The following is a 13,021-nucleotide window of genomic DNA, read 5'->3' as shown; positions in this document are numbered from 1 at the left end:
CAACGTCCTCTACCGACAGATCCTGCACGACCACCACCAAGCCGAAAAGGCCGCCGCTTGACACACAGAGGCGCTATCAAGTCACGACCCCGTCCGGCCCGGTCGCCCACGGTAAGCGGCAGGAGACGGAACACCGACAGATCTCCCCGTGGACCGGACCAGCTACTGCTGGCCGTCAGCCGGCGGCCAAGTCAGGAATACCGTCTCCTGCCATGCGTCTATTCTCCTCAGTGCTGGCGGCGGAGGCCGCCGCCCGCGCACTCAGGCGACCTGGTCGATCTGGGGATGCCAGAGAGGGCCGGACTCCCGTGGGGGTGGGTGTCCGGCCCTCGGCCTGTGGGCTAGCTGGCCCCGTTACCGGGTGCCTGGCTAGTGGCGCCTACCCTGCGGGTACGCGGTGGCCTCGCTTTGCGCGGGCAGTGCGACGTAGCTGCGGCCGACCATTTCGCGCAGCAGGCGGGACAGTCGGTGCTGCCCGTCGACGTCCACGGCTTTCGTGAAGTAGGCGATGGCTACCGACGATGATCCCCGGTACCAGCACAGCCATCCGAGGAAGCAGAACAGCGGGGCGCGGTCCTCGATCGGCGTGTACGCGAGGACCTTGATCAGCAGGTCCTCGGTCGCGTCCACGCGGGACCAGTCCGGCCGCCCCTCGTACCGGCCGGTGAGGATCTTCCCGAACGTCAGCTCGTCGTCGGCCGCGCTGATCGCGTCGGCCATCAGGCGGTCCCGGATGGACTTGATGTGCAGGTATGCGGCCAGCTCGCACGCGGCCGCCTCGTCGACGTCCTCCCCCAGTGCTTCGTTCCACTCGGCGCGGGCGTCGCGCATCTTCTGGTGGTCGAACTCCAGATCATCCGGGGCGCCGAGCCTGTTGATCCAGTAGGTCGCGTCACTGATCAACGCGTGAGCGTTCCCCGATCCGATGAATGCCGGGTCTGCGGCCATGGCTTCCACGCTCGGGCGCGTGCTGTATCCGCGGTAGACCATTTCCGCGTTCACCGTGCTGTCGCGGACCTCCTCCAGCGGGTTCAGTGCGCAGCATCCGGCGTCCTCGCAGAAGTAGGTTGTGTATCCCTTGTCGGTGACCAGCCACCCGTTCCGCAGGGACCATCCGGCCCGCTCCATTTCGGTCTCGATGGCCTTCGCGTAGTCCATGTAGGGCTTCGCGTGCTCGTTCTCGCCCGACAGGGCGGCGTCGGCTACCTCGTTCGTGTAGGCGATCAGCAGGGCGCCGTCGGCGGCGGTGTCCGCGAGCAGGTGCTCCATGACGGTCCGCGCATAGTCGACGGGGCGGACCCCTTCGCGGGGGGCGTCGGTCCGAAGGGTCGCGCCCGCCATCTTGCCGCGCATGGTGATGACCACGAAGGACTCGCGCGGCTGGAAGCCGAGCACGGTCGGGACGTAGGCGAGCAGGTCAGCGGCCGTCGAAGCGGTGACGGTGGCGTTGTGCTGGGTGTTCTCGTTCATGGTTGTTGCTCCTTCGTTGCGGTGGTGGAGTCGAGGCCCTGTAGTGACCAGCAGCGGACCCTTTCCCCGTTGTTTTTTGCCTGCTGGCGAACTCGTTCGCTCGTTCCCGACGGAGCACTGTCAACCCGAAGGGCAGGGCCTGCCAGAGGCCTCGAAGGAAATAAGCGACGCAGGAGCGCCGTAGAGGTTTGTGGCCGGCCCCGTCGCGCAGCGATTGACGGTGTGGAGCGGGGACGCACAATCCGTAGGACAGCAGCAAAAAAGACCCGGACGGGATGCGACGAAGGAGCAGCCTGGCCGTGACAGGCCGCAGCGAAGCGCAGGACCGCTCAGAGATCGAGAACGCTCGGTAGGCTCAAGCGATGAACCCCGTGCCACCCAAGGGACCCATCCCGTTCGCGTTCCGTGCGACGGCGTACTACAGGACCTCGAGGTGGCTTCGCCGCCGCGTGCGCACATTTCGCTATGACGTCCTATGGGAGGACGGCACCACCGACCGGGATATCGACCCGGTGAAGGTCATGTACCGGCGGGCTCCGGCGGACTACCAGGTCACCAACACCAGCATGATGCAGCACACTCCCGACGTCGGGACCGGACCGTGGATCGCCTACTCCTACGGAGGCCCGGTCGACGGACCCGCCTAGACCCGCTTAGAAGAGGGTTGGAGCTTCGGGGTCGGTGCCGGTGAGTAAGGGTCGGATGATCGGTTCATTCCACCCGTGCTCGAGGAGGGCTGTGCGCAGCTCGACGGGCTGATTGCGACCGGGGCTTAGTTGAGCCAGTCAGGGGGGCCGGCGAGGCCGAGCCGGTAGCGCGCCGCATCCACGGAGGGGCTATGAGGCCCGAGGGCCAGCTGGAAGGTCCGCAGCTGCACGCGGGTGCGCTGCAACCGGAGGCGGTTCGCGAGCGAGCGGTCAGCGCGGCCGGGCACCCCGGCGAGGGGGGCCACGGACGGGGAGATGACCAGCGCGCCGGCGCTGGCGATGCCGCTGTAGAAGATGCGTTCCGCGCGGTTGAGCCCGTCCGGGGCGGAGAGGAAGGTCAGCAGCTCGGCGGGGACGGGTTCGAGGTCGGGCTCGAGCGCGCGCAGCGCCTCGGCGAGTTCCCGGCGGCTGACCGGGAGGTCCTCGGCTCCGAGGGTCCGGGCGCTGCGGGACCAGTCGGCGACGTAGGTGTCGGCCCAGTTGCGGCCGAACCGCGGGGCCAGGTCGTAACCGACGGCCTCGTGGGCTCCGAGGAAGGCATCGGTGAAGGCCAGATGCACCCAGCGCAGCAGGGCGGGGTCGGAGGCGGAGTAGGCGCGGCCGTCATCGGTGGTGCCATTGACCCGCCCGTGCATGCGGCGGACACGTGACGAGTCCCGCTCGGCGAGTTCAGTGGAGCCGAAGGTGGTGATAGTGAGCCAGCGCGCAGTCCCGGCGAGGCGGGCCCAGGGATCACTGCGGTAGGAGGAGTGCCGTGCAACCCCGGCCATCGCCAGCGGGTGTGCACCCTGTCCGAGGAGGGCCGCGACCCCGCCGACCAAAGTCGAGAGGCCACCGTGGACCTGCCAGACGACGCCGTCGGGTTCAAACAACCCTGGGCCCTCCCCGACCAGGGCGATGTCGCGTACCCAGTCCGGTGCCCCGGTAGGGTCACCGGAGACCCGGGCACGGAAGGCGCGGCGGACGCGATGAGCCAACTCGGCGGGACGCGGGATCGAGCTCACAGACATGATGCTCCAACGACGGTAGGTCGGGTACGACGGACACCCGGACAGGACTCCACTACGGAGCGTAGAACACGCCCCTGACATGGGCCTGATAGGCGATGGTCAAGTGGGGCCTTCCATGGTCAGAAGAGCGTTGGTGCTTCGGGGTCGATGCCGGTGAGCAGGGGTCGGATGATCGCTTCGTTTCATCCGTGCTCGAGGAGAGTTTTGCGCAGCTCGGCGGGCCGGGCGCGGCCGACGCCGCACCACCTGTGGGTAAGCTACTACCCCTTCTCCTACGCGAAGCCGTACCGCTGATGGAGGGGTGCGGGACCACTGGTTGGCGGTAGGCGGGATTTCTTTTCTGCACAACCTATAAACAGACGCCCGGTGCCCCGCTGCCGCTTTTACGCTGGAATTAGACCAGAAAACCGAGGTACTGACAGGTAGGGATTGACGGTGGAGGGCGAGCCTCGCTTTGAGGGTCACAGCAGGAGCATTCTGCAGACACTCCAGGATCAGGGCATTGATCCGTGGGATGTATGGGTGCAGTACATCGGTCTAACCGGCAGGCTCGACGAGATTGACGTGGAAGGCTTCTTGTATGGGCTGATGCCGCTACCGGATTTGGAGCGCATGCTACTCATGGAAAGCGTGCACGAACTGCTCACTGGCCGTCAGTAGCGATCTCTTCTGTCGCTCACTGATCCTTGAGCTGGCCTGCCGTCCTTTCAGGCTGCGGATTCCTCGTTCTCATTCGTCGGTGCCATTCCCGTGCGTCTTGCCGGTGCGGTGTCCGTTTCGGTTCTCGTCTGAAGCCATGCCAGGGCGGCTTCTTCGCTGATGAAGTAACGGGTGTCGGTGAGGGACTGGTGGGAGAAGCCGGAAAGGACCTCATCGACCGGGCTGTCACCGATCAGTGCGACAACGCTGAACCCGGGGTACGTGTTCATTCCCATGCGGGCCTTCAATGCCAACCCGTCGATGCCGGCCATGGAGACGACCAGCGGCAACGTCTCCCCGTCGCTGATGTGTCTGAGGGCCCGTGCGGCTTCGACCGCTACGAGGTAGGTGATGTGCGCCCCCGGCGCCCATCGCAGGAACAACACGTTGGCTTCCCGATGCACGGTGAACTGATCCATTACAAGCACTCCTTCGTGGAGATACCCGACCATGAAGTCGGCACGACAAGGGTTTGAGACCAGTGCACTCAGAATAAGTCACTCTGAAAGTTGGCGCAGCTACTACCGGTCAGATGACGTGCTGGTCGGATGAGCCGGTATATCAGGGTCAACCCGGGGGAAGGACACGGCGGATCCGCCGATGGTGCTGCCTCAGATCAGGGCAGGTGGAGTCGCCCCTTGTCAGGCGATGCCAGTGGCTCCCAGGAGGCTGCCGACGAGGTAGGTGAATCCCATGGCCAGCGCTCCACCCAGGACGAGGCGGATGACGGCCCTGCGTCGGGAGCTCCCGCCCGCGTGGGCGCTGAGGGCCCCGGTGATGGCCAGGGCGATCAGGACGGCGATGAAGGTGGCAGGGATCCTGATCTCGGCGGGGAAGAGCAGGATGGCCAACAGTGGCAGGACAGCTCCTGCGGCGAAGGCAGCCGCGGATGCGAGGGCGGCGTGCCAGGGGTTCGCCACCTCGAGCTCGTCAATATTCAGTTCGGCGGAAAGGTGGGCGGCGAGGGCGTCATGCGCGGTGAGTTCCTTGGCGACCTGCTGTGCGGTTTCCGGGGACAACCCCTTCTCCTCATACAGCCCGGCGAGTTCCGCGAGTTCGCCTGCGGCGTCCTCAGCGAGTTCCTGGCGCTCCTTGTCGATGAGCGCTTCCTGGCTGTCGCGCTGACTGCTGACCGATACGTATTCGCCCAGTGCCATCGACACGGAGCCACCGACGACGGTAGCTGTGCCGGCGACCAGGATCGGTGTGAGGGTGTTCGTCACTCCTGCCACGCCGATCACGGTGGCGGCGGTCGATACGATACCGTCGTTGGCACCGAGAACGGCAGCACGCAACCAATTCAGCCGCGCGGCGATCCCGGTGTCGTGCGGCTCGATGCGCGTCTGCTCGGCGTCGGTCATGGCGAGCAGTCAACCACCTCAACAGCGTCCGTACCACGCAGGAATGGCTTGCCTACCCCAGCCAAACGCCCGACCCCTTTCGTCCCTTCAGGACGACGAGACCGGATTACACCTGTCCGCTCGATCCCTTCCGAGTCCCCGCTGATAGCTGCCTGTGTTCCTAGCTGCCCGGTACGGGAGTCGTCCCCTGCCCCGCGAGGTTGGTGAGGGCGTAGCGCAGGCGGGCGTCCGCGTCCTGGGCGACGTCGCGGACTGCTGAGCTGTCGCTGAGGTCCAGCATCGTCAGCGGATCAATCGCTTCGATCGTCGTCACCTGCGCGTCGGCGCTGCGGCGGACGATGACGTTGCAGGGCAGCAGCGCCCCCAGGGACGGCTCGGCAGCCAGCGCCTTGCTGGCCAGGGTCGGGTTGCATGCGCCAAGGATGACGTAATCCCCCACCGCGTCCCCGGCATCAGCACCGAGCTTCGTGGTGAAGGTGGATCGGACGTCGATCTCGGTGAGGATCCCGAAGCCCTGCGCGGCAAGGGCTTCACGCGTGCCCTGCACTGCGTCCTCCCAGGACAGCGGAACAGTAATCGAGTGGGTGTAATTCATCGAATTTCCTTTACGCGATATGCCCGCCCGCCGCATGGATTTATCGCGAGGGTCAAGCGAGGGTCAAGCGAGGATCAAGCGAGGGTCAGAAACAGCTTCTCGAGTTCCTTCTTGTCCAGGCTGGCGTCCTTCTGGACGATGCACTGCTCGAGGCCGCTGGCGATGATCGCGAAGCCGGCCCGGTCGAGTGCTTTAGAGACCGCGGAGAGCTGCGTGACGACGTTCTTGCAGTCCTGGCCTTCCTCGAGCATGCGGACCACTGCGGCCAACTGGCCTTGTGCTCGCTTCATGCGGTTGATGACGGGGGTCAGTTCGGTCGGGTCCAGCTGCATGGTGTTCTCCAAAAGTCGTATCTACTTTCCCCATCTTATACCCCCACCCGTATTTTGACTACCCCCGGGGGTATACGGAATACTCCTGGGGGTATCCACTTCAGCACCGACCGGAAGGTTCCCATGAACACCCCCACTGCCACCGCTCCCGCCACCATCACCACTCCCGCGTCCCCTGCTGCCCCTGCCATTACGGCGCTGGCACCCGAGGAACTGCGCTCCTGGCTCGACGGCCAGAACGGTGAGAGCGGGCAGCAGGATCTCGTGGTGATTGACGTGCGGTCCGCGGCCGAGTTCGAGTCCATGCACATCCCGGGCTCCTACAACGTGCCGTTGCCGCTTCTGTCCGAGCACACCGATGAAGTCGCATCCCGCCTGGGCTCCCGGGTCGTCCTGGCCTGCCAGTCCGGTGTGCGTGCGGAGCAGGCCCGCCAGCGCTTGGCCGCCTCGGGCATCAGTACCGCCCACGTGTTGACCGGCGGGGTACCCGGGTATGCCGCAGCCGGCGGCGACGTCGTGCGCGGCAAGTCCCGCTGGGATCTTGAGCGGCAGGTCCGCATGGTCGCCGGGTCCCTCGTCATTGCAGGCCTGGCCGGTGGACGATTCGTCTCCCCCAAGGTCCGCACCATTGCCGGTGTGATCGGTACCGGGCTCACGTTCTCCGCGGCGACCAACACCTGCGCCATGGGTAAGGCCCTGTCCGCGATGCCGTGGAACAAGGCAGCCCAGGAACCCACCCGCGAATCCGCGATCCACACCCTCCCCACCACCACAGCCCGGAACTCTCAGGCCGCGAACACGGCTGACGTCACGGCGAGTGAAGGAGCTGGTGTGGCGTGAGTGTGACCCTGATCCTCGTTCTGGCCCTGTCGATCCTGATCGGCCTGTCCCTGGGTGTCCTGGGTGGTGGCGGGTCGATCCTGACCGTCCCGATCCTGGTGTACGTGGCCGGGTTCGAGGCCAAGGAAGCGATCGCGGCGTCCCTGTTCGTCGTCGGTGTTACCTCGGCGATCAGCGTCATCAGCCATGCCCGGAACGGGCGGGTGATGTGGCGGACCGGCCTGATCTTCGGCGCCGCCGGCATGGTCGGCGCGTTCATCGGCGGGCTGCTCGGCGGGTACATCCCCGGCCAGATCCTGCTCGTCGCGTTCGCCCTCATGATGGTCGCCACCTCGATCGCGATGATCCGCGGCCGCAAAAAAACCGCCAGCTCTACCCCATCTGAAGGTGTGAAGCGTGAGCTGCCACTGAAGCGGGTCATCCTCGACGGCGTGGTCGTCGGCCTGGTCACGGGTCTCGTCGGGGCCGGCGGCGGGTTCCTCGTCGTTCCCGCCCTGGCTTTGCTCGGTGGACTGCCGATGTCGGTGGCCGTCGGCACGTCGCTGGTCGTGATCTCCATGAAGTCCTTCGCGGGCCTCGCCGGGTACCTCACCACCGTCGAGATCAACTGGCCGCTGACCCTGGCCGTGACCGCTGCTGCGATCGTCGGCTCCCTGATCGGCGCCCAGCTCGCCGGCAGGATCCCCGAAGCTGCCCTGCGCAAGGGTTTCGGCTGGTTCGTCCTGGTCATGGGCGCGTTCGTCCTCATCCAGCAGGCACCCGCGGACAGCCGCCTCGTCCTCGCCGCAATCGTCGCAGGCGTCGCCCTCGCCGCTCTCATGGCCTGCCGGTTCATCATCCCGGCATGCCCCCTGAACACCCGCAACCGCCACCGCACCGGTAACGATCAAGCCGATCAGGGCCGGCGGGGTCGGCGCCGCAACACACCCACACCCGCCTGATCCATCCCAACACCACCTCACCCACAGCGTTCGACCCCACCCCACCCAGAAAGGACCTCTCCATGGCAGAGATCACGATCAATGACACCAATACCCGCCGCCCGTCAGCGCAGATCCTCGACGTCCGTGAGGACTTCGAAGTCGCCGAAGGCATGATCCCCGGCGCCCTGCACATCCCGATGGGAGACCTGCAGGCACGCCTGTCCGAACTGGATCCCGCCGTCCCGATCATCGCCGTGTGCCGCAGCGGTAATCGCTCAGCCCGCGTCGCGGACGCCCTCAACAGCACCGGTTTCAGCGCCGACACCATGGCCGGTGGCATGACCGCCTGGACCCGTGCGGGTCTGCCCACTACCTGAACCAGCCGTACGACCACGCCCCAACCCAGAAGAACCCGGAAAGGACAGAACACGACCATGACAACCACGACCACGATCGACGTCACGGAACAGAGCTTCGCGCAGACCCTGGAGAGCAACGACATCGTGTTCGTCGACTTCTGGGCAGCATGGTGCGGGCCCTGCCGCATGTTCGCCCCCACCTACGATGCCGCCGCCGAAAAGCACCCGGATGTCGTCTTCGCCAAGGTGGACACCGAAGCCGAGCAGGCCCTCGCCGCCGCCGCGAACATCACCTCCATCCCCACCCTGATGGCCTTCAAGAACAAGACCCTGGTCTTTTCCCAGCCCGGAGCCCTGAACGCCGCGGGACTGGAAGAACTCGTTCAGTCCGTGAAAAACCTGGACCTGGACAGACTCCGCGCGGATGCCACACCACACAACGCCTGACAGGGACCTCCCGCCCGGGCCGTTGCGCACAATCACAGCCGACAGCCTGGCCGAACTCTGGCCCGGCGACGGACCCCATAAGCCGGGTGCGTGACCGGACCCGGCCCGTCCCGGGCCCGGTCACGCACCCTCCTCCCAGCACCCTTCCCCGCAGGCATCTCCCGCCTTGCGGTATACCCCTAGGGGTATTACGCTAGTTACCAGAGCGATACCCCAGGGGGTATCAGAAATCGCGAACTGAAGGAGCACCAGATGCTGATTGAACGGATTTACGACGAAGACCTCGCCCAGGCCAGCTACCTCATCGGCTGCCAGGCCAACGGCACCGCTGTCGTGGTCGACGGCCGCCGCGACATCGCGGTCTACCAGGACCTCGCGGCGAAGAACAACATGAAGATCGTCGCCGTCACCGAGACCCACATCCACGCCGACTATCTCTCGGGCACCCGCGAACTCGCCGCGGCGACCGGGGCGGAGATCTACGTCTCCGGTGAAGGCGGAGAGGACTGGCAGTACGAGTTCGAGGGCAAGCGCCTCTTCGACGGCGACAAGATCACCGTCGGCAACATCAGCATCCAGGCCGTCCACACCCCTGGACACACCCCCGAGCACCTGTCCTTCCTCGTCACCGACGGCGCGTTCAGCGATCAGCCCGGCTACCTGCTCTCGGGTGACTTCGTGTTCTCCGGCGACCTCGGCCGCCCCGACCTCCTCGACGAAGCCGCAGGCGGCGTCGACACCCGCTTCGAGGGCGCGAAGCAGCTGTTCAAGAGCCTGCAGGAGAAGTTCCTGACTCTGCCCGACCACGTCCAGGTCCACCCCGCCCACGGCGCCGGCAGCGCCTGCGGCAAAGCCCTCGGCGCGATCCCGTCCACCACCGTCGGGTACGAGCGCCTCTACTCCTGGTGGGGCCCCTACCTCGCCGCGAATGACGAGCAGGGTTTCATCGACGAACTCCTCGACGGCCAGCCCGACGCCCACGCCTACTTCGGACGCATGAAGCGCGAGAACCGGCAGGGACCGGCCGTCATCGGTGAGCGTGCACCGCTGACCGAACTGGACAAGGACCAGGTCGCCGCTGGCATCGCTGCGGACACGATGACGTTCATCGACACCCGCTCCGCGAACGAGGTCCACACCGGGACGGTGACTCGCTCCCTGAACATCCCGGCCAGTGCCGCGATCGCGACCTACGGGGCGTGGGTCGTGAACCCCGAGACGGACAAGAACCCGCTCGTCCTGCTCGCCGCCAGCCAGGACCACGCACAGGAGATCTGGGACCACCTCGTCCGCGTCGGCATCGACAAGGTCGCCGGGTACGTCACCAGCATCGACGGACTACCCACCACCACACCCGCCCTCGTGCAGCCCGAAGACCTCGCAGAGGTCGACGCGGCGATGATCCTCGACGTCCGCAACCGCACCGAACACAGCGCCGGACACGTCCCCGGAGCCCACCAGCTCAACGGCGGACGGGTCATGTGGCACCTGGACGAACTCCCCACCGACGGAACGATCGTCACCTACTGCCAGAGCGGACTCCGGAACTCCGTCGCTGCCAGCGCCCTGCGCCGGGCAGGCTACGACATCGTCGAACTCGACGGCAGCTACAGCGCCTGGAACGCCTACCAGCAGTCCTACCAGGACGCCTCCTCCGGAAAGTAACCCCCTAGACCGCCCGGGGCCGGCCTCCACCGGCTCCGGGCACTGAGCCCGGGCCCGCCCCCACGTGCGCCCGGGCTCTTTCACGCCCATCACCTGAACGGAGCATGACGCATGCCGGGCAACACACACCCCCGCCATGACCCGGGCTATCACGCGCGCTACCCATCAGGTTCGCGGGGCGCAGTACTCGGACTGCGGCAGAACCTGGCGCAGTTCATGCTGCTCGTGGCAGTCAACGCCCTGGTCGGCGGGACGCTGGGCCAGGAACGCACTGTCCTGCCCCTTCTTGCCTCCCGGACATTCCACCTGGACCAGTACACGAGCGCGCTGACGTACATCATCGCTTTCGGTCTCTCCAAGGCCGCGATGAACTACTTCGCCGGCACCCTCTCGGACCGATACGGCCGCAAACCCGTCCTGGTCGCGGGCTGGCTCGTCGCAATCCCCGTTCCGCTGATGCTCATCTTCGGACCGTCCTGGGCATGGATCGTGGCCGCGAACGTGTTCCTGGGCGTCAGCCAGGGCCTGACCTGGTCCACAGCGGTCATCATGAAAATGGACCTCGTCGGCCCGAAGCAACGCGGCCTCGCCATGGGACTGAACGAAGCAGCCGGCTACCTCGGAGTCTCCATCACAGCCCTGGCGACCGGCTACATCGCCGCCGAACACGGGCTGCGGCCCGGCCCGTTCCTCCTCGGCGCCGCCTACATCGCCCTCGGACTGGGACTGTCCGTCCTCTTCGTCCGCGAAACCCACCACCACGCGAAACTTGAAGCTTCTCAGCATGGCGCCACCTATATCGACGCACGCGGCAATACACGCGGCGGTGTAGGCGGCAGTGCGCACGCCGACCTCACCACAAGACAGGTCTTTGCGCTCACCAGCTTCAAGGACCGCTCACTCTCCGCGGCGAGTCAGGCCGGGTTGGTCAACAACCTCAACGACGGCCTCGCCTGGGGCCTCTTCCCCGTCCTGTTCATCGGCTCCGGGCTGAGCCTGAACCAGGTAGGAATCCTTGCCGCCGTCTATCCCGCGGTCTGGGGCGCAGGACAACTCATCACCGGGGCCGCTTCCGATAAGTGGGGTCGCAAATGGCTCATCGTCGCCGGCATGCTCGTCCAAGCCGCAGGACTCGCAACAGTCGCCGCAGCCCACACGTTCGGGCCCTGGCTGTTCGCCGCGATCCTCCTGGGACTCGGAACAGCCATGGTCTACCCCGCCCTGCTGGCCGCAATCGGGGACGTCGCACACCCCCTATGGCGGGCCCGCTCCGTCGGAATCTACCGGCTATGGCGCGACGGCGGGTTCGCCATCGGAGCACTCCTGGCCGGACTCCTCGCGGACCGGTACGGGATCCCCGCAGCCATCACCACCGTCGCCGTCCTCACCGCAGCCTCCGGCATCATCGTTGCCGTCCGCATGCGCGGCGACGACCATCTATCAAGGTAAACCCGTCAGACACGACACAGCACTGCGCCGGACTCGAGTGCTCATGGGTGCTTCGTTCGAGGCTTTCGCTGGGTCATCCTGTCCAGGTGACCTTGGTGATGACACCTTATGTCTGCGATGGAGCGGTGGTGTGGGTGCGTGTTGCGGTGACGACGCCGATCGTGGCAAGGACCACGATGATGACGCCCTGATCGGGTAACCGCCGAGCACGGCGGTCAAGGCGCCGATACGATGGTGTGCGCTAAAACCTTTCCTTTTCTCCCTCATCTCCTTCCTAGGCTGTGTCATGTTCTCGGTTCTATCTCCTGCTCAGGTCAGGGTGCTGCTCGTAGGTTTCGTCGTGGCTCTGGTCCTTGGCGGTGTCGCATTGTTTGGCGTGCAGGGAGCGGTGCCGGCGGCAGGCTCGGCCACCGTTCCGGATGAGGCCAGCGCTGACGCTGGGTTCTCGCGGGACATGCAGGTGCATCACACGCAGGCCGTCGAGATGTCGATGATCGCCTGGGATCGCTCGGACGACCCGGACGTGAAAGCGATCGCCTATGACATGGCTACAGCGCAGCAGGCCCAGATCGGCCACATGTCCACGTGGCTCGAGAACTGGGGTCTGTCCCAATCTTCCGGCCTGGCACCCATGGCCTGGATGGACATGGACATGGACACGGCAGCGGATCCGAGCAAGGATCCGGACTCGGGGCACGGGGACGCTCATGCGGGGATGAGCGACACCGGCGGTGCTACTGATGGGACTGCAGGTGCGGCAACAGATGCCGGTGCGGGCGCCGTCATGGGTGCAGGCATGCCGGGGTTGGCGTCCGAGGAGGACTTGGCGAGGCTCCGGTCACTGACGGGTATCGAGGGCGACCGGTTGTTTCTCACCCTGATGATCGCCCACCACCGCGGCGGGGTGTTGATGGCGCAAGCCGCCCTTGCCGAAGCATCCACGGACACGGTCAGGAGTTTCGCGCAGAAACAGGTCATCGCTCAGCAAGCTGACATCGAAGCAATGGAAGACATGCTGACCGCCAGACAATGACCGAGGTCCCCCTGACAGGAGGATGAGCGTGGGCGGTTCTTCGCCGTTGCGTTACCTGCGGGCCGCAGGTGTCACTGCGGTCATGCTCGCCCTCGCCGCCGGCGCCCACGTCGTAGGCGGCGGCGTCCTGC

At 66.1% G+C, this 13,021-nt stretch carries 15 protein-coding genes; 9 read left to right on the top strand and 6 right to left on the bottom strand.

What is annotated here, in order from left to right:
- Window positions 1–369: 369 nt before the first annotated feature.
- On the bottom strand, window positions 370–1,470 hold the full coding sequence (locus CXQ96_RS17430) for a DUF4192 domain-containing protein (RefSeq protein WP_104119281.1): 1,101 nt from the start codon (window positions 1,468–1,470) through the stop codon (window positions 370–372).
- Between the two features lie 362 nt (window positions 1,471–1,832).
- On the opposite strand from CXQ96_RS17430, the gene CXQ96_RS17425 reads away from it, so the two are divergent.
- Window positions 1,833–2,117, top strand: a complete 285-nt coding sequence (locus CXQ96_RS17425) for a hypothetical protein (protein WP_104119279.1) — start codon at window positions 1,833–1,835, stop codon at window positions 2,115–2,117.
- A gap of 125 nt (window positions 2,118–2,242) precedes the next feature.
- Here CXQ96_RS17425 and CXQ96_RS17420 read toward each other — a convergent pair whose 3' ends face one another.
- Window positions 2,243–3,187, bottom strand: a complete 945-nt coding sequence (locus CXQ96_RS17420) for an oxygenase MpaB family protein (protein ID WP_258059184.1) — start codon at window positions 3,185–3,187, stop codon at window positions 2,243–2,245.
- A gap of 435 nt (window positions 3,188–3,622) precedes the next feature.
- Between CXQ96_RS17420 and CXQ96_RS17415 the strand changes: the two genes are divergently transcribed.
- Window positions 3,623–3,847: a hypothetical protein gene (locus CXQ96_RS17415; protein ID WP_104119278.1), complete on the top strand. Its 225-nt coding sequence runs from the start codon at window positions 3,623–3,625 to the stop codon at window positions 3,845–3,847.
- A 47-nt stretch (window positions 3,848–3,894) separates the two neighbouring features.
- Here CXQ96_RS17415 and CXQ96_RS17410 read toward each other — a convergent pair whose 3' ends face one another.
- The 4 genes from CXQ96_RS17410 to CXQ96_RS17395 all read right to left on the bottom strand — a co-directional run bounded on the left by CXQ96_RS17410 (window position 3,895) and on the right by CXQ96_RS17395 (window position 6,174).
- On the bottom strand, window positions 3,895–4,305 hold the full coding sequence (locus tag CXQ96_RS17410) for a hypothetical protein (protein WP_104119276.1): 411 nt from the start codon (window positions 4,303–4,305) through the stop codon (window positions 3,895–3,897).
- Window positions 4,306–4,527: 222 nt separating this feature from the next.
- Entirely contained in the window at window positions 4,528–5,247 is a 720-nt protein-coding gene (locus CXQ96_RS17405) for a VIT family protein (protein ID WP_104119275.1), read from the bottom strand.
- Between the two features lie 160 nt (window positions 5,248–5,407).
- Window positions 5,408–5,842 carry a DUF302 domain-containing protein gene (locus tag CXQ96_RS17400; protein WP_104119274.1) on the bottom strand — a complete coding sequence of 145 codons (435 nt, stop codon included), beginning with the start codon at window positions 5,840–5,842 and terminating at the stop codon, window positions 5,408–5,410.
- Between the two features lie 74 nt (window positions 5,843–5,916).
- On the bottom strand, window positions 5,917–6,174 hold the full coding sequence (locus CXQ96_RS17395; protein ID WP_104119273.1) for a metal-sensitive transcriptional regulator: 258 nt from the start codon (window positions 6,172–6,174) through the stop codon (window positions 5,917–5,919).
- A 123-nt stretch (window positions 6,175–6,297) separates the two neighbouring features.
- Here CXQ96_RS17395 and CXQ96_RS17390 point away from each other — a divergent pair, with 123 nt between their 5' ends.
- From CXQ96_RS17390 to CXQ96_RS17360, 7 genes are all read left to right on the top strand, one after another.
- A complete protein-coding gene (locus tag CXQ96_RS17390; protein WP_104119272.1) occupies window positions 6,298–7,014 on the top strand; it encodes a rhodanese-like domain-containing protein in 717 nt (238 codons plus the stop codon).
- Window positions 7,011–7,955 (top strand): sulfite exporter TauE/SafE family protein, encoded by a 945-nt coding sequence (locus CXQ96_RS17385; RefSeq protein WP_104119270.1) that lies wholly within the window; start codon window positions 7,011–7,013, stop codon window positions 7,953–7,955. Before CXQ96_RS17390 ends, CXQ96_RS17385 begins: the two co-directional genes overlap by 4 nt.
- Window positions 7,956–8,017: 62 nt before the next feature.
- Window positions 8,018–8,314 carry a rhodanese-like domain-containing protein gene (locus CXQ96_RS17380; RefSeq protein WP_104119268.1) on the top strand — a complete coding sequence of 99 codons (297 nt, stop codon included), beginning with the start codon at window positions 8,018–8,020 and terminating at the stop codon, window positions 8,312–8,314.
- A 57-nt stretch (window positions 8,315–8,371) separates the two neighbouring features.
- Window positions 8,372–8,743, top strand: coding sequence for a thioredoxin (trxA, locus tag CXQ96_RS17375; RefSeq protein ID WP_104119267.1), 372 nt, complete (start codon window positions 8,372–8,374; stop codon window positions 8,741–8,743).
- 252 nt (window positions 8,744–8,995) lie between these two features.
- Window positions 8,996–10,408: a rhodanese-like domain-containing protein gene (locus tag CXQ96_RS17370; protein WP_104119266.1), complete on the top strand. Its 1,413-nt coding sequence runs from the start codon at window positions 8,996–8,998 to the stop codon at window positions 10,406–10,408.
- Window positions 10,409–10,519: 111 nt separating this feature from the next.
- Window positions 10,520–11,857: an MFS transporter gene (locus CXQ96_RS17365; RefSeq protein ID WP_104119265.1), complete on the top strand. Its 1,338-nt coding sequence runs from the start codon at window positions 10,520–10,522 to the stop codon at window positions 11,855–11,857.
- A gap of 286 nt (window positions 11,858–12,143) precedes the next feature.
- Window positions 12,144–12,890 (top strand): DUF305 domain-containing protein, encoded by a 747-nt coding sequence (locus CXQ96_RS17360; protein ID WP_104119264.1) that lies wholly within the window; start codon window positions 12,144–12,146, stop codon window positions 12,888–12,890.
- Window positions 12,891–13,021 lie beyond the last annotated feature (131 nt).

Source organism: Arthrobacter sp. B1805 (assembly GCF_002929745.1).
Classification (GTDB): domain Bacteria; phylum Actinomycetota; class Actinomycetes; order Actinomycetales; family Micrococcaceae; genus Arthrobacter_D.
The sequence above is the reverse complement of the archived record's forward strand: the minus strand, read 5'-3'. Positions and strand labels throughout refer to the sequence as shown.

Coding starts and splice junctions, on each gene's coding strand:
- CXQ96_RS17430 (WP_104119281.1), bottom strand. CDS start 1,470: ATGAACGAGAACACCCAGCACAACGCCACCGTCACCGCTTCGACGGCC.
- CXQ96_RS17425 (WP_104119279.1), top strand. CDS start 1,833: ATGAACCCCGTGCCACCCAAGGGACCCATCCCGTTCGCGTTCCGTGCG.
- CXQ96_RS17420 (WP_258059184.1), bottom strand. CDS start 3,187: ATGTCTGTGAGCTCGATCCCGCGTCCCGCCGAGTTGGCTCATCGCGTC.
- CXQ96_RS17410 (WP_104119276.1), bottom strand. CDS start 4,305: ATGGATCAGTTCACCGTGCATCGGGAAGCCAACGTGTTGTTCCTGCGA.
- CXQ96_RS17405 (WP_104119275.1), bottom strand. CDS start 5,247: ATGACCGACGCCGAGCAGACGCGCATCGAGCCGCACGACACCGGGATC.
- CXQ96_RS17400 (WP_104119274.1), bottom strand. CDS start 5,842: ATGAATTACACCCACTCGATTACTGTTCCGCTGTCCTGGGAGGACGCA.
- CXQ96_RS17395 (WP_104119273.1), bottom strand. CDS start 6,174: ATGCAGCTGGACCCGACCGAACTGACCCCCGTCATCAACCGCATGAAG.
- CXQ96_RS17390 (WP_104119272.1), top strand. CDS start 6,298: ATGAACACCCCCACTGCCACCGCTCCCGCCACCATCACCACTCCCGCG.
- CXQ96_RS17380 (WP_104119268.1), top strand. CDS start 8,018: ATGGCAGAGATCACGATCAATGACACCAATACCCGCCGCCCGTCAGCG.
- trxA (WP_104119267.1), top strand. CDS start 8,372: ATGACAACCACGACCACGATCGACGTCACGGAACAGAGCTTCGCGCAG.
- CXQ96_RS17370 (WP_104119266.1), top strand. CDS start 8,996: ATGCTGATTGAACGGATTTACGACGAAGACCTCGCCCAGGCCAGCTAC.
- CXQ96_RS17365 (WP_104119265.1), top strand. CDS start 10,520: ATGCCGGGCAACACACACCCCCGCCATGACCCGGGCTATCACGCGCGC.
- CXQ96_RS17360 (WP_104119264.1), top strand. CDS start 12,144: ATGTTCTCGGTTCTATCTCCTGCTCAGGTCAGGGTGCTGCTCGTAGGT.